Genomic DNA, 14,539 nt, shown 5'->3' with positions numbered 1-14,539 from the left:
TACATGGTCGGCGGCAACCGCGAGGCGGCGGAATATTCCGGGCTCAACGTCAAGCTCATCCTCGGCAGCGTGATGGTGATCGCGGCGGTCTGCTCGGGGATCGGCGGCATGCTCGGCGTCGCCCATTTCGGCAGCGCGCAGCAGAACGAGTTCGACACCTACCTGCTCGACTCGATCGCCGCCGTCGTGGTCGGCGGCACCAGCCTGTTCGGCGGCCGCGGCGGCATCGGCAACACCGTCGTCGGCCTGTTCGTGCTCGGCGTCCTCAACAACGGCCTCGACCACGTCAACATCGACAGTTTTCTGAAGATTTTGATCCGCGGCCTGATCCTGCTCGCAGCGCTGGTGATCAACGTCTATGCGCAGAAGCTGCGGGAACGGTCGGTCGATTGACGGCTTGTGTTCTGGGACGTCATCGTGTCTTTCTAAAGCAGTCGAGCAGCATTCCCATCGCTTCCTTGGTTTGTTTCAACGGAACGACCAGCTTGACCGAACCACGTTCTGTAAGCTTGACCGAGGGCGCCTCCAGGAAAGCTTGAGAGAGCGCGGCATCGAAAGGAGCCACAACACCTGGTGTTCCTCGATAGCCATACGGCGCAAGTTCTCCTCTTCTCCAGTCTCCAAGTACAAGCTCAACGCTTTCGACATACGGTTCCGCGTCGAGGTTCGATGTAAACAACTTTCTAGCTACCTCAATAACTATGGCTAGTTTCTTTGGCGTCTCGCCGCCGACGGTAACCTTGGAAGTGTCGTCATAGCCGTGCACGGCCAAACACCCAATGCCAAATCGAGCCGTTGAGATCTTCCAATCACCGATCGTTCCGAATTGTTTGTCGGGCTCTACCAGCACATACCCTGGTTTATTCGCACTATTTGTAACAGAGGCGCCGATAGAGGAGGATTGGGAGTTCGGCGGACTAGCAGATTTTGCGACGTGAGACCCAGACGGACAGCGAATGAACAGTTGACTCGGATAGTTTCCTTCCTTGAGTTCAATCTTGTCTGACGTAAGCAGCCGAAGCTTATATGAACGGCGCCTCAATCCTGGGCGCCCTCCTCCTTCGCCATCGTGATAATAACTGTCAATCACTTGATACTCGCTCACGCCGATCTTTCGTACGGTCAAATTGTTGACGGTCTCCTCTTCAAGATAGCCTCCATTGAATTCTGTTTTTTTCGAGCCGTTGAAAACCAAGAGATTGCCCCTCGGCGCCTTGCGATCCTTGGAATATGACGCGCACGCTTGAACAGCTTCAATTCCCGCTGGGTCCTTTGCGTTAGCCCACACACCGACAACTGGGTATTCGACGGCCTGCACGTCCGACGAAAATGCTATAACGAAAACTGCTGCCAAAAGTCGCCTAGTCCACATCCCTGCTCCTGCATCAAATCACAATTCGATTGATTTCGGTCAAAGTAGCAGCAACGCCATTTTCTGTCATAGATTGTTGTGATCTATATGCGCCCACTCCGGCTGCCAATCGCGGACATCCTGTGCCGCCCGGGTGACGGCACCGATGGACGCAAACGCGTGCCGGGTCCACTATCATCGCCCGCGCCAGGCGCAGGCTTCGCGCTATCACGACGCTCGGGTGAGGATCGATAGGCGGTATCCCATGCATCGTGATCGTGGCCGCGCTGATGTTGCTCGCCGGCCGTCTGGTGCTCACCTACACCCGTTTCGGCCGCTACGTGTACATGGTCGGCGGCAACCGCGAGGCGGCGGAATATTCCGGGCTCAACGTCAAGCTCATCCTCGGCAGCGTGATGGTGATCGCGGCGGTCTGCTCGGGGATCGGCGGCATGCTCGGCGTCGCCCATTTCGGCAGCGCGCAGCAGAACGAGTTCGACACCTACCTGCTCGACTCGATCGCCGCCGTCGTGGTCGGCGGCACCAGCCTGTTCGGCGGCCGCGGCGGCATCGGCAACACCGTCGTCGGCCTGTTCGTGCTCGGCGTCCTCAACAACGGCCTCGACCACGTCAATATCGACAGTTTTCTGAAGATTTTGATCCGCGGCCTGATCCTCCTCGCAGCGCTGGTGATCAACGTCTATGCGCAGAAGCTGCGGGAGAGAGCGGTCGAATGACGCCGGCGTTTTAGCCCGTGAAGCCATAAATCTGCCGAGGGCAGACATTTTGCCAGAGTCCGCATTGCGTCCCGTGGACGCGACGGGTCGGTCATCTCGCCACGAAATCATCCGCGTCAAAGTCATCGTATTGTCAGCGCAAAAATTCGAGGCGCGCTTCCAATCCGCCGCCATCACGATTGGCGAGCGTGAGCGTCCCGCGAAGCGCGCTGGCAAGTTGCTGGGCGATGGCAAGGCCAAGCCCGGTGCCGCCGGTTTCGCGATTGCGCGAAGCCTCGACCCGATAAAACGGCAAGAATACCGACTTCAGATGCTCGTCGGGAATACCGGGGCCCCGGTCCGATACGGTGATCGTGATGCCGTTCGACCGCTGCGCATCGATGGCGACTTCGACATCCTCGCCGAATTTCAGGCCGTTATCGATCAAGTTGATCATGATGCGGCGCAAGGCCTGCGGGTGCGTGAGAATCGTCACCCCGCGTTCTCCGGAAAATCGAAGAGATTCTCCGGCGTCGGAATAGTCGCAGACCAGGCTGTCGATAAGGGCATGCAGGTCGGTCTGACACCGCTGCTTGCTGAGCTCGTCGCGTCCGCGGGCCAGGGCAAGACCCTGCTTGACGAGCGTCTGCATTTCCTGCAGGTCGCCCTGCAGCCTTTCCTTGGCGTCGCTGTCACCCAGGAAATCAGCGCGCAGCCGCATGCGCGTGATCGGAGTCTGAAGACGGCGCGCTATCCCCGCCAGAATCTGGATCCGCTCCGCAGCCTGCCCGGCAATGCGTCGCTGCATGGCGTTGAATGCGGTAGCGGCGCGCGCCACTTCCTTCGGGCCATCCTCCGGGAGCAACTCGCCGCGCAGATCCGAACCCAGGCTGTTGGCCGCGCGCTCGAGGCGCACCAGCGGTTGTGTCGCGAGCTTCACGGCAATCCAGGTGAGGAACGCGAGAGCAAAGAGTTGAACGGCGAACGCCGTCGGCAACCAGGGCGAAATCACCGTCCTCTGTGCGACGAATTCGACCATCAACGGGCTGCCGTCCTTCAGGTGAACGAGCCAGCCCAGCCGCCGTCGATTCAGTGGATCGAGGTAGAAGATAGATTTCGCGTCGTGGCCGGCCCCTAGCATGGCCCTCAAACGCGCTAGGCGCTCTTGTCGTCGTTTGGATGGCGCCGCTTCTATCTCTCCCCCACCTCCGAGAACGTACCGATATGTAGGTCGACTAAGACGTTCGAGCCAGGCGGACCGTTCTTCGGTCTTAACCCGGTCGAGGATAGCGACCGTGGTCGCGATGTACCTGATGAAATAGTCATCCCCTATCTCGCGGCTGAGGCCGAAGACATTAAAGGCAACCAGACCAAAGGACAGCACATGTGTAGCCAGGAGACCGCCGAACAGGATGATCGCCAGCCGGCGGAACAGTGAGTCCGGCCAAACACGCGCCGCCATGCGCCGAAAACGGGCGCTCATGACGACTCCGGCGATGCTTCGACGGCGACATGCGCGGTGGCCCCGGGGCCAATGTCGTCGTACTCCCGCGCCAGGGCAAGCCCCTGTTTGACGAGCGTCTGCATTTCCTGCAGGTCGCCCTGCAGCTTTTCCTTGGCGTCGCTGTCGCCCAGGAAATCAGCGCGCAGCCGCATCCGCGTGATCGGAGTCTGAAGATCGTGCGAGATCGCCGCCAGAATCTGGATCCGTTCCGCGACCTGCTCGGCAATGCGGCGCTGCATGGCGTTGAACGCGGTAGCCGCGCGCGCCACTTCCTTCGGACCATCCTCCGGGAGCGGCTCACCGCGCAAATCCGAACCCAGGCTGTTGGCCGCGTGCTCCAGGCGCGCCAGCGGTTGCGTCGCGAGCTTTACGGCAAGCCAGACGAAGAATGCGATAATACAGAGTTGAACGGCGAGCGCCGCCGGCAACCATGGCGAAATGGTTGCCCCCTGCCCGAAGATCTCGAGCGTCAGCGGGCTACCGTCCTTCAGATGCATGAGTATGCCCCGTCGCGATCGCGTCGGTGGATCGAGGTAGACAAAATTCGCCTCGTAGGCGGGCCCCAGCAGGGCCCGCAAACGCGCGATGTTTGCTTGCCGTCGTTTGGGTGGCTCCGCTTCCAGCTCTCCCCCATCTCTGAGAACGTATCGATAGTGCAGTCGAGAGAGTCGGTCGAGCCAAGCGGGTCTTTCTTCAGGCTTGACGTAGTCCAGGATAGCGACCGAGTCCGCGACGTCCACGGCAGCAAATTTATTCCCCAGTTCGTCTTCGATAGCCATGTGGTCGAGGACAATCAAAACGAAGGCCAGCACATGTGCAGCTACAAGGCCGGAAAACAGAATCATCGCCAGCCGGCCGAACAGGGAGCCCGGCCAAAGACGCGCCGCCATACGCCGAAAACGGGCGCTCATGACCGCTCCGGCAATGCCTCGACGGAGACTGCAAAGACGTAGCCTTCGCTGCGCACCGTCTTGATGTAGGACGGCTCCCGGGCGTCGTCGCGCAATCGCTGGCGAAGGCGGCTGACAAGAAGGTCGATTGACCGATCGTAGACTTCGGTCTCACGGCCTTGCGTCAGGTCGAGCAGCTGATCGCGATTGAGGACATGTTGAGGGTGATCGAGAAACACGCGCAACAATCGGTATTCGGCGCCACTCAACGAGACCACGGTTTCGTTGGAGTCGACCAGGAAACGCCCGGTCGTATCGAGCTTCCATTCGCCGAAGCGAAAGAGGCGGGCTTTTTCCGATGCCGCAAGGTTGCGGGGCAGCATCTCGGCCCTGCGCAAAACCGAGCGGATTCGTGCGAGCAGCTCGCGCGGGGCAAACGGCTTCGTGAGATAGTCGTCCGCCCCCATCTCAAGGCCGACGATACGGTCTGCTTCATCGCCGCGCGCCGTCAGCATCAGGATCGGAATGTCATAGGGTTGATTTGCGCGCAAGTTGCGACAGAGCGTGAGGCCGTCGTCCCCGGGCAGCATGAGGTCAAGCACGATCAGATCGACCCGGTGGTTTGCGAGAACCTCGCGCATCTGCCGGCCGTTGGCCACCGTAGTGACCCGATAGCCGTTGCCGACAAAATATCGGTCCAGCAGTTCGCGCAAACCCAAGTCATCGTCGACGACGAGAATGTGGTCCGAATTGCCCATACACGCCATAGTACCCAACCGGCGAGGCAAGCGACATCCTATTTTGTAACGTAATGTATCGACCCGCCGGCCCGACATGGAAAATTTCAAAACGGGCACAAGCGGAAATTCGCGAGATACATCGGACACTTCCAGTGGGGCTTCTCGTCTTTTTTGGAGGCGATGTCGATGAACCTGGACAAGGACATGCTCGCCTTGCCCGCCGAGGCCAAATTGAGCGCGCCCGCGCCGTCCTGGGACGGCATTAATGTCCGGATTTGGGAGAACGTCTCATGAGAATGTCGTCAGGCCTATTTGCACCCTCAGCTATTGCTATCTTGTCAATCTCGTTGCTGTGCGGCCCGAGCGGCACGGCAATGTCGCAAACCGCAACAGGCTCCGCCACCCCGCTTCCTAGCATCACGGTCGACGCGCCGAGGCGGGCGGCAAGGCCGTATCGGCCGGTGGTAAGGCCACAAAGGTCCGCTCGGGTGGCAAACACAGTTGCATCTCGCCGGACATCGCCAGCCGCGGCAATACGATCGACTTCGCCAGGTGCCATACTGGCGGGGCCAGGTACAACCATGGAGAAGCTTGCCGCGTTCGAGAAAATCTCCAACAATTGCAACGATGGTTGCCAAACAAGTTTCAAGTACGGCAACCAACCCTGGAATGGATGCTCGGCGTCGGGGGGGGTTCCGCCTCCTTTTTCGCCAACGTGCAGAAACGTACACAACTACAAAACCTATGCTGAGTGCCAGAACAGCAGACTGTTTTTGGGTGGGAGCAACGCTGGCGCCTGGTGGTATTGCAGCAGCCTGCTCGCCGGAGGGAAGTTGGCCGGGGAGAAGCCTCAGGTCGCCGAACTCAAGCGATCAGGGCGTCGCTAGTGTTCCGGATCGGCGCCGGAGTGGGCGCTTGCAACGGCACACTTGGCCGAGGGCTTTCGCCGAGCTGATATCTTTCTCGATCATATGTTGAAGGACGCCGCCTATTCGGGAATGCCGGCCTTGATCAAGCCCTCCGCGAACACCTCGCAATGGGCGAAGCCGCGCAGATTGTTGCGCAGCACGCTCACCCTCAGCGGTGGCCCGACCTTATTGCGGCGGGCGGTGAATTCCACCGCCTCTTCGATCAGGCCGAGATGCCCGCAGCAGCTGATGAGCGCATTGTAGTGCCCAGCGAATTCGGCATCAGCGGCGACCGATGCCCGGACATACGGCAGCGCCTCGGCAAAGCGCCGCGCCGCGAGCAACGCCAAGCCGTGGATGGTGGTGTAAAGGCCGGCAAAGGAATCCAATGGGCTCATGCGAAGCGCTTTTGCAGTTTCGGCGATCGCATCGTCGAAGCGACCCGCCCGCAACAACGCCCAGCCATAAGCCGTGCGCGCGAGCGCGAAGCTGGGATTGAGGTTAAGGGCGGCCTGGTGCTCGGCCAGCGCGCGCTGGTGTTGGCAGGAGGTGCTCAAGTTAAGGCCGACGGTCATGTGGGCCCACGGCTCGCTCTGGTCGAGGCGCAACGCCTCCTGGGCATGTAGGGCGCTCTGCCTGTAGCCCTCGGAGCGGTCTTCAACGTAATAGTAGAGCGTGGCCCACCAAATCGCCCAACTGAGGGTGGCGTGCGCTCGTGCATAGTGCGGGTCGATCTCTATGGCGCGGCGCAGCAAGCGTTGCGCCTCTTCGTTTTGCTTACGGCCAAACTTGTTGATGAGGTCGATGGCGCGGACCACGAGTCCCCAGACATCGACGCTTTCAGGCGGCTGTCGGGCGGCACGATAGCCCTCCTGAGCGTAGAGGTGCGGCTCGATCGCGGCAACGATGTTTTCCGTGATCTCGTCCTGGACCGTGAAGATGTCGTGCAGTTGACGATCGTATTTCTCCGCCCAGATGTGCTTGGCCGTCTCCCCATCGATGAGCTGGCCCGTGATGCGGATGCGCTGGCCAGCCGTGCGTACGCTGCCCTCCAGGGCGTAGCGCACGCCCAGATCGCGGGCGATTGTCCTCACATCGACGGCTTTGTCTTTGTAGACAAAGGCCGAGTTGCGGGCGATGACGAAGAGCCAGCGAAGCCGGGACAGCGCCGTGGTGAGATCCTCGGTGACGCCGTCCGCGAAGTACGCGCGCTCCGGATCTTCACTGAGGTTCGTGAAAGGCAGGACCACGATGGACGGCCTGTCCGGCAATGGCAGAATTGGCGGAGCCGACGCGGCAGCGGCCAAGCCGAAATTGACCCGAAATACCTGCAACGGGTCAGCGATGTTTTTCAAGCGCTGCTCACCCATATCCGCGTACTGGGCGTCGATCTTTCCCTTGACCTGTTCGTATGCGGACCGCGACAAGCAGATTCCGCCGGGTTCAGCAATTCCTTCGAGTCGCGCTGCGATATTGACACCATCGCCCAGAATGTCATCGCCCTCGACCAGCACCTCGCCGAGATTGATGCCGATGCGGTATAGCACGCGCTGTTCCGCGATCAGCTTGGCGTTGCGTCGGGCCAATAGCTTCTGCACTTTGATCGCGCATTCGACCGCTGCCACCACCGATGGAAACTCAATGAGCACGCCGTCGCCCATGGTCTTGAAAATTCGTCCGTCGTGCTTTCCGATGATCGGCCGCATTGCCGCTAGATGGTCACGCAAGCGGCGCGCTGTCCCCGCCTCGTCCAAGCCCATGAGTCGGCTGTAACCAGCCACATCGGCGGCAAGGATCGCTGCAAGCCTGCGTTCGACCCGCTGCTGTGCCATGGACTGCTCTCCAGGCTACGGCTTGCGGCACTGTACCACAATGAGCGCACGGCTATCACCACGCAATCCGCCGAAAGCGGAAGCGGATCACGCCCTAGCCAGCCGCCTTCCCTCACCCACTGAAATCCGGCTGCCAGTCGCGCAGCGCCTGAGCCGTCTTGGTTATCGACCCGATGGTGGGGTACTTCGCTGCTTCCACCAGCATCGAGCAAGCCAGACGCAGGCTCCGCGCCTCGCAGATGGCGCGAACCTTCGGATCCTCGATCAATTCGAAGTCGATGTTGTGGGCGAGACCGAGGATGCGGCGGATGATCTTGGCCGCGGCAAACCCGACGGTGTCGCCAAACAGCTTGGCCATATAGGCCTGCCGTTCGGCCTCGAGGCACGCCGCCCCATCCGCGCCGGCAAACAGCGATGGCGGATAGGCGTCGCCCTTCGCTTCGGTGCGCCACAACTCGACGAATTTTCGCGCGAATTCTGTCCACACGCCCTCGACCGTCTGCAGCAGCCATGCCTCGAAGGCACGCCGGTCGCCGGGCGAATTTTCGTGGCCGCTGGAGGCCAGATAGGCCATGAGGAGATTTGCGATCACGGCGCCGATATCGAACCCCATCGGCCCATAGAACGCGAATTCGGGATCGATCACCCGCGTCTCGCGCTCTGTCACCATAATCGAGCCGGTATGCAAGTCGCCGTGGATCAGCGCTTCCGGTGAGGCCATGAACTTCAGCTTGAGCCTTGAGATCGCGACATGCAGGTCGAGGTCTTCGCGAAAGCGCGCAGCGGTCGCGTCCAGCCAGGGTGATGTCCAGCGGTTCTGTTCGGCGACGCGGTATGGATCGGTGAAGATCAGGTCCTCTGTGATCTTGCACAGCGCATGATTGCCGGCGAAGGCGGCAATGCCCTCCTTCTTTTCCGCAGCCGGGACCGCGAGGTCGGAACTGAAGAACAGCGTTCGCGCCAGAAAATTCGTGATGTCCTCGACGAAGCGCGGATAGAGGGTGCCGGCCACCAGCCCCTTGCGCATGATGATATGCGGCTCAAGAAACTCCATCGCGATCAGGGCAAGCGCCTCATCGTGGTGGAGGACCGCCGGCACCAGGGCGGGCGCCAGCCGGGCCTGATGGGTGAGCGCCAGATGTTCATAGTGCGAACGCGACAGCGGCAGCGGCCAGCTCTCGCCGACCAGGCGCACATAGGGCAGCGCCTGCTTGACGGCAATGCTGCCAGCCCCGCCGCGCACGATGAAGACGAGGTTGAGATTGCCGTCGCCGACCTCGCTGATCGACCAGGCCGCCGGCGCTCCGCCAAGCTGGCTTGCGATCGCGGGAAGCTGCGCAAGGTAATCGCGCAGGTCGGCTTCGCGCAGAATTCGGTATTGGTCCGCCCGGGGGATATCCAACGGTCGCTCGTGTGCGGTCATCGGTCGTCGCCTCCGGTTACTGCCTAAGCTTCGGTCTCAATCCCGCTCGAGGAAGTTGGAACCGATGTCAGCCTTCTTCTTGATCGGATCGTAGTCGCAATAGACGCTGTCGGCGACCAGCGTGTAGCTCGCGATAATCGTATCCTTGTTGAGCTTGACCGAATTCAGGCCGATCGCCGCGGTCTGTTTGCCACCGTTCCATTTGAACGGCGTCGAGCTCTGCGCTTTCTCGCAGGCCACAACGGCGTCGGGAAAGACCGCCTGTTCGACGAAGGCTTTGACCGTTCGAAGCTGGTTCAGCGTCTTCCAGTTCATGTAGAACGACCCGCCAAGGCCGGCGGCGAGCAGGATCACCAGAGCAATCATGATGCGTTGAAAAGTCATTTCTGTTCTCCCGCCAAGCTAAAGCCTGGCCTCGCCGCGCCGCAAAATGTGCATTGACGCGCCCCTGTGTTCTAGAACGGCATCCCCATCAGCTTGGACAACCGCTCGATATTGAGAAAACCCTGATAATAGGCCCACATCGCGATGGCGAAAATCACCGCCGATATGATCGTGGTCCAGATCAGCTTGCGGCCCATCCGTGCCATGATAGGCGCGCCGGGATCGGTACCGGGGGCGCCCTCGCCGTCCTCGTGCTGGCTGCGCACGCCGAACGGCAGCGTCACGAACAGCACGAGCCACCACAACACGAAGTAGATCGCGAACATCGTCGAGATGTTATAGACCATGCTGGTTCAGGCCTGTTCGATTTCGACGAGCGCGCCGGAAAAATCCTTCGGATGAAAGAACAGCACCGGCTTGCCGTGGGCGCCGATCTTGGGCACGCCGTCGCCGAGCACCCGCGCGCCCTCGCTGATCAGCTTGTCGCGCGCCGCGATGATGTCGGGCACGTCGTAGCAGATGTGATGGATACCGCCGTCGGCGTTGCGCTCGACGAATTTGGCGATCGGTGACGCATCGCCGAGCGGCTGGATGAACTCGATCTTGGTGTTGGGCAACGTCACGAACACGGTGATGACGCCATGCTCCGGCAGCGGCACCGCGCCGGAGATTTCGGCGCCGAATGCGCCGCCATAGATTTTGGCCGCCTTCTCGGCGTCCTTGACCGCGATCGCGACATGATTGAGCCGGCCCAGCATCGTTGCTCCTCCCCTAGTACCCAATTCCGCGGAACACGCGCTAGATCGTCAGCACATGCACGAGGCAGATCGGCTTCTTGCCCCAATGTTCGTTCAGCACCGCACGTACCGCGCGACGTACCGATTCCGCTGTCGCGTCCGCATCGCGCCGCCGGGCCCGCGGCAGGCCTTCCACGGTCGATACCACCACATCGAACACGATGTCGTCGAGGGGCTCGCCGGCCGTATTCTTCTCGGGGATGCCGACCAGATCGACCTCGGGATCGTCGGCCAGCTCGCCCTTGTCGGTCATCGCGATCGCCACGAAGGCACAGCCGGCGAATCCCATCCGCCGCCGCTCCACCACGGCGCGCGACTTGGAATCCTCCAGGATGGTGCCATCCTTGTAGATCCGGCCCGAAGGTAGTTGGTCGATGATCCCTGGGTCGCCAGGGCCGAGCTTGACCAGGTCGCCGTTGCGGCAAATCAGGACCTTGGGAACGCCCGCGGTGCGCGCCAGCTTGGCGTGCTCCGACAGATGCAGCGCTTCGCCATGCACGGGGATCAAGAGCTGCGGACGCACCCAGGAGATCATGTCGCGCAGCTCGTCGCGGCGCGGATGGCCGGAGACATGGACCAGGTCGGTGCGGTCGGTGATGACCTCGATGCCCTGCGTGACCAGGCCGTTGATGATGCTGCCGACCGCCTTTTCGTTGCCAGGAATGGTGCGCGAGGAGAAGATCACGCAGTCGCCCTTGTTCAGGGTCACCTGCGGATGGTCGTCATTGGCAATGCGCGCCAGCGCCGCGCGCGGCTCGCCCTGGCTTCCCGTGCACAGCGCCAGCACCTTGTCCGGCGGGAAATGGCCGTAAAGATCGGCGCCGCGGAAACTCTGGACGCCGTCGAGATAGCCGGTTTCGCGTGCGACCTGCACCACCCGTTCCATGGCGCGGCCGACCACGACCACTTCACGGTCGGCGGCCTTGGCGGCATCCGCAACCGCCTTCAGGCGCGCGACGTTGGAGGCGAAGGTGGTGACGGCGACGCGGCCCTTGGCGGCCTTGACCAATTTCGTAATTGTCGCGGCGACCTCGGTTTCCGAGGGCGAGCGCCCGTCCCGTACCGCATTGGTGGAATCGCCGACCAGCGCCAGCACGCCCTCGTCGCCCAGTTGGCGAAGGCGCCGCTCGTCGGTCGGCAGGCCGATGATCGGCGTCGGATCGATCTTCCAGTCGCCGGTGTGCAGCACGGTGCCGACCGAAGTGTGGATCGCCAGCGCGTGCGATTCCGGAATCGAATGCGCGACCGGGATGAATTCGACGTTGAACGGACCGAGGTGGACACGCCCCCCTGAAGGCACCACCGTGACCGGGATTTTCGGCGGATTACGCTCGGCCGCCAGTTTGGCCTCGAACAGGGCCGCGCTGAACTTGGTCGCGTAGATCTTGCATTGCAGCTTCGGCCAGAGATCGATGATGGCGCCGAAATGGTCCTCATGGGCGTGCGTCAGCACCAGCCCCATCAGGTTCTTGCGTTCCTTCTCCAGGAAGCGGATGTCGGGCATGATCAGGTCGATACCCGGCAGATGTTCCTCGTCGCCAAAGGAGACGCCGAGATCGACCGCAAGCCAGGACCGCTCGTGGCGGTTGCCGAGCCCGTAGATCGACAGGTTCATGCCGATCTCGCCGACGCCGCCGAGCGGCGCAAAGGTCAGTTCATCTGGTCTAGCCATCAGGCAGCTCCCACGGAGGCCGCCGAGCCAAAATAAACCTCGCCCGCGGCGATCGGGAGGTGTTTGCCTTCTGCGGTCCGGACGATCAGGCAGCCGCTTTCATCTATCGTGTCGAACGTGCCTGCGATAGTCGCCGTTCCGGTCTGGATGGCGACCGGCTCGCCGAGGCCCGCGGCGCGCGCCAGCCACAGCCGGCGGATTTCGGCAAAGCCACGTCCATTGTCCCAGATCCCACGGAATTCGACCCAGGCGTCCGACAGCACGGTGAACAGCTCCTCGGCGCCGACATGGACACCCAGCGCCGCCAGCGAAATGGCCGGCGTCGGCGTGCCCGTGGGGGCTGCGACCACGTTGGTACCGATCCCGACCACGACAGCCAGCCGGTTGCCGGCGACCGCTTCGGCTTCGAGTGAAATACCGACCAGCTTGTGCTTCTCGACCAGCACATCGTTCGGCCATTTCAGCTGGAATTTCAATGGGTCAGAGCCGGCCCTACGCAGATTGGCTTCGATGCTCACCTGCTGCAGGGCGCTTGCGATCGCGAGCCCGGCGGCAAAGCCCAATGTCGCGGCGGTCGCGGGCGGGACGTCGATGACCTCGAGCACGCTGCTGGCAAGGTTACCGCGCGGCGCGATCCAGGCGCGCTGGCGCCGTCCCTTTCCGGCCGTCTGCTCCGTCGTGACGAACCAGGTCGATCCGGGTTCGCCGCTGCGGGCGTGCGCCATAGCCTCGGTATTGGTCGAGCCGACCTGGTCAAAGGCGGCGAGACGGTAACCCGCCGATAAGGCCCGGGAACCGAGCGCGAAAGTCATTTCAAATTTCTGCGCATGATCTTCTCCGAAAACCGGTTTCCACTTTTCGGGATCATGCGCGCTAGAACAGCGACTTCGCCGCGGCCGCGGCTACGCTGACCAGCAGCCCCGGATAGACGAAGAAGAAGATCGTGAAGACGCCGGTGATCGCCAGCACCACGCGTAGCTCGGTGCGCATCGGATCAAGCTCGCCCGCCGGCTCGTCGAAATACATCACCTTGATGATGCTGAGATAGTAGAACGCGCCCACGACGCTGGCGAGCACGCCGACCACAGCGAGCGTGAACAGGCCTGCCTTGATCGCGGCGACGAAGACGTACCATTTGGCAAAGAAGCCCGCGAGCGGCGGTATGCCGGCCAGCGAGAACAGCAGCATCGCAAAGAAGAAGGCGAGCAGCGGATTGGTGCGCGACAGACCGGCAAAGTCGCTGATCTGCTCCATCGGCTGGCCGTTGCGCTTCATCGTCAGGATGACCGAGAAGGTGCCGAGCGTCATCGCGACATAGATCGCGATATAGACCAGCACGCCCTGTGCACCCTCGACGGTGCCGGAAGCGAGCCCGACCAGTGCAAAACCCATATGGCCGATCGACGAATAGGCCATCAGGCGCTTGATGTTCTTCTGTCCGATGGCGGCGAACGAGCCCAGCACCATCGAGGCGATCGCCACGAACACGATGATCTGCTGCCATTGCGAGACGATGCCCGGGAATGCCGTCAGCGCCACCCGCGTAAACACCGCCAAGGCCGCAACCTTCGGCGCGGAGGCAAAGAACGCGGTCACCGGCGTCGGGGCGCCCTCGTAGACGTCGGGCGTCCACATGTGGAACGGCACGGCGGACACCTTGAAGCAGAGGCCGGCGAGCAGGAACACCAGGCCGAACACCAGCCCGATGTTGCCGGTTTTCGCAGCCGCCGCGATGCCGGCGAAGCTGACGGTGCCGGTAAAGCCGTAGACCAGCGACGCACCATAGAGCAGCATGCCCGAGGACAGCGCGCCCAGCACAAAATACTTCAGGCCGGCTTCGGTGGACTTGGCGTTGTCGCGGTTGCTGGCGGCGACCACGTAGAGCGCCAGCGACATCAATTCGAGCCCGAGATAGAGCATGATCAGGTCGCCGGCCGAGATCAGCACCATCATGCCGAGGGTCGAGAGCAGCACCAGGATCGAAAATTCAAAGCTCCGCCGCGACGGGTCGGAGAGGAATTCGGCCGACAGGATCAGGGTTGCGCCCGAGCCGATCAGCGCCAGAATTTTAAGGAAGCGCGCAAAATCGTCGACGATGAAGCTGCCGCCGAAGGTCGTGAGCTTGCCGGCCGGCAACATCAGCTCCAGCGCGCCGGTCACCACCAGCAGGCATATCGCAAGGGTGGTGACGAGGCGGGTCGTCCCCTCGCCGCCGCGATAGGCGCCGAGCATCAGCAGCGCCATGGCACCCGCGGCCAGCACCAGCTCCGGCAACACCGGCAGCAACTGATAACCTGCACTCTGGAAGCTCATGGTGGCGGC

At 62.0% G+C, this 14,539-nt stretch carries 13 protein-coding genes and 1 pseudogene; 2 read left to right on the top strand and 12 right to left on the bottom strand.

The features are described from left to right. The coding region (locus JQ641_RS34960) for an ABC transporter permease (RefSeq protein WP_502755027.1) at positions 1-393 on the top strand (393 nt) is incomplete at its 5' end. 19 nt (positions 394-412) lie between these two features. Here the strand turns inward: JQ641_RS34960 and JQ641_RS34955 are convergent. Beyond that, positions 413-1,354 (bottom strand): hypothetical protein, encoded by a 942-nt coding sequence (locus JQ641_RS34955; RefSeq protein ID WP_212001249.1) that lies wholly within the window; start codon positions 1,352-1,354, stop codon positions 413-415. Positions 1,355-1,578: 224 nt separating this feature from the next. On the opposite strand from JQ641_RS34955, the pseudogene JQ641_RS34950 reads away from it, so the two are divergent. After that, positions 1,579-2,088, top strand: a pseudogene (locus tag JQ641_RS34950) (ABC transporter permease); the annotation flags it as partial. 133 nt (positions 2,089-2,221) lie between these two features. Here JQ641_RS34950 and JQ641_RS34945 read toward each other — a convergent pair. From JQ641_RS34945 to nuoN, 11 genes are all read right to left on the bottom strand, one after another. Beyond that, positions 2,222-3,550: an ATP-binding protein gene (locus JQ641_RS34945; protein ID WP_212001248.1), complete on the bottom strand. Its 1,329-nt coding sequence runs from the start codon at positions 3,548-3,550 to the stop codon at positions 2,222-2,224. Beyond that, positions 3,547-4,482, bottom strand: coding sequence for a HAMP domain-containing protein (locus JQ641_RS34940; protein WP_212001247.1), 936 nt, complete (start codon positions 4,480-4,482; stop codon positions 3,547-3,549). Before JQ641_RS34940 ends, JQ641_RS34945 begins: the two co-directional genes overlap by 4 nt. Next, positions 4,479-5,219, bottom strand: a complete 741-nt coding sequence (locus tag JQ641_RS34935) for a response regulator (protein WP_212001255.1) — start codon at positions 5,217-5,219, stop codon at positions 4,479-4,481. The genes JQ641_RS34940 and JQ641_RS34935 overlap by 4 nt, the downstream gene beginning before the upstream one ends. Before the next feature lie 970 nt (positions 5,220-6,189). After that, a complete protein-coding gene (locus JQ641_RS34930) occupies positions 6,190-7,941 on the bottom strand; it encodes an adenylate/guanylate cyclase domain-containing protein (protein WP_212001246.1) in 1,752 nt (583 codons plus the stop codon). Between the two features lie 112 nt (positions 7,942-8,053). Further along, complete coding sequence (gene mtnK / locus JQ641_RS34925) at positions 8,054-9,364, bottom strand: S-methyl-5-thioribose kinase (RefSeq protein WP_212001240.1); 1,311 nt, start codon at positions 9,362-9,364, stop codon at positions 8,054-8,056. A 36-nt stretch (positions 9,365-9,400) separates the two neighbouring features. Then, complete coding sequence (locus JQ641_RS34920; RefSeq protein WP_212001239.1) at positions 9,401-9,748, bottom strand: hypothetical protein; 348 nt, start codon at positions 9,746-9,748, stop codon at positions 9,401-9,403. A gap of 71 nt (positions 9,749-9,819) precedes the next feature. Next, positions 9,820-10,095 (bottom strand): DUF1467 family protein, encoded by a 276-nt coding sequence (locus tag JQ641_RS34915; RefSeq protein WP_212001237.1) that lies wholly within the window; start codon positions 10,093-10,095, stop codon positions 9,820-9,822. A gap of 6 nt (positions 10,096-10,101) precedes the next feature. Then, positions 10,102-10,506: a methylmalonyl-CoA epimerase gene (gene mce, locus JQ641_RS34910; RefSeq protein ID WP_212001235.1), complete on the bottom strand. Its 405-nt coding sequence runs from the start codon at positions 10,504-10,506 to the stop codon at positions 10,102-10,104. 40 nt (positions 10,507-10,546) lie between these two features. Then, positions 10,547-12,217 carry a ribonuclease J gene (locus JQ641_RS34905; RefSeq protein WP_212001233.1) on the bottom strand — a complete coding sequence of 557 codons (1,671 nt, stop codon included), beginning with the start codon at positions 12,215-12,217 and terminating at the stop codon, positions 10,547-10,549. Next, positions 12,217-13,029 carry a biotin--[acetyl-CoA-carboxylase] ligase gene (locus JQ641_RS34900; protein WP_212001232.1) on the bottom strand — a complete coding sequence of 271 codons (813 nt, stop codon included), beginning with the start codon at positions 13,027-13,029 and terminating at the stop codon, positions 12,217-12,219. Before JQ641_RS34900 ends, JQ641_RS34905 begins: the two co-directional genes overlap by 1 nt. Before the next feature lie 61 nt (positions 13,030-13,090). Beyond that, positions 13,091-14,530 carry an NADH-quinone oxidoreductase subunit NuoN gene (gene nuoN / locus JQ641_RS34895; protein ID WP_212001231.1) on the bottom strand — a complete coding sequence of 480 codons (1,440 nt, stop codon included), beginning with the start codon at positions 14,528-14,530 and terminating at the stop codon, positions 13,091-13,093. Positions 14,531-14,539 lie beyond the last annotated feature (9 nt).

Origin of the sequence: Bradyrhizobium sp. JYMT SZCCT0180 (assembly GCF_018130165.1) — a bacterium.
GTDB lineage: Bacteria > Pseudomonadota > Alphaproteobacteria > Rhizobiales > Xanthobacteraceae > Bradyrhizobium.
This window is presented reverse-complemented; position numbering and strand designations above follow the sequence as displayed.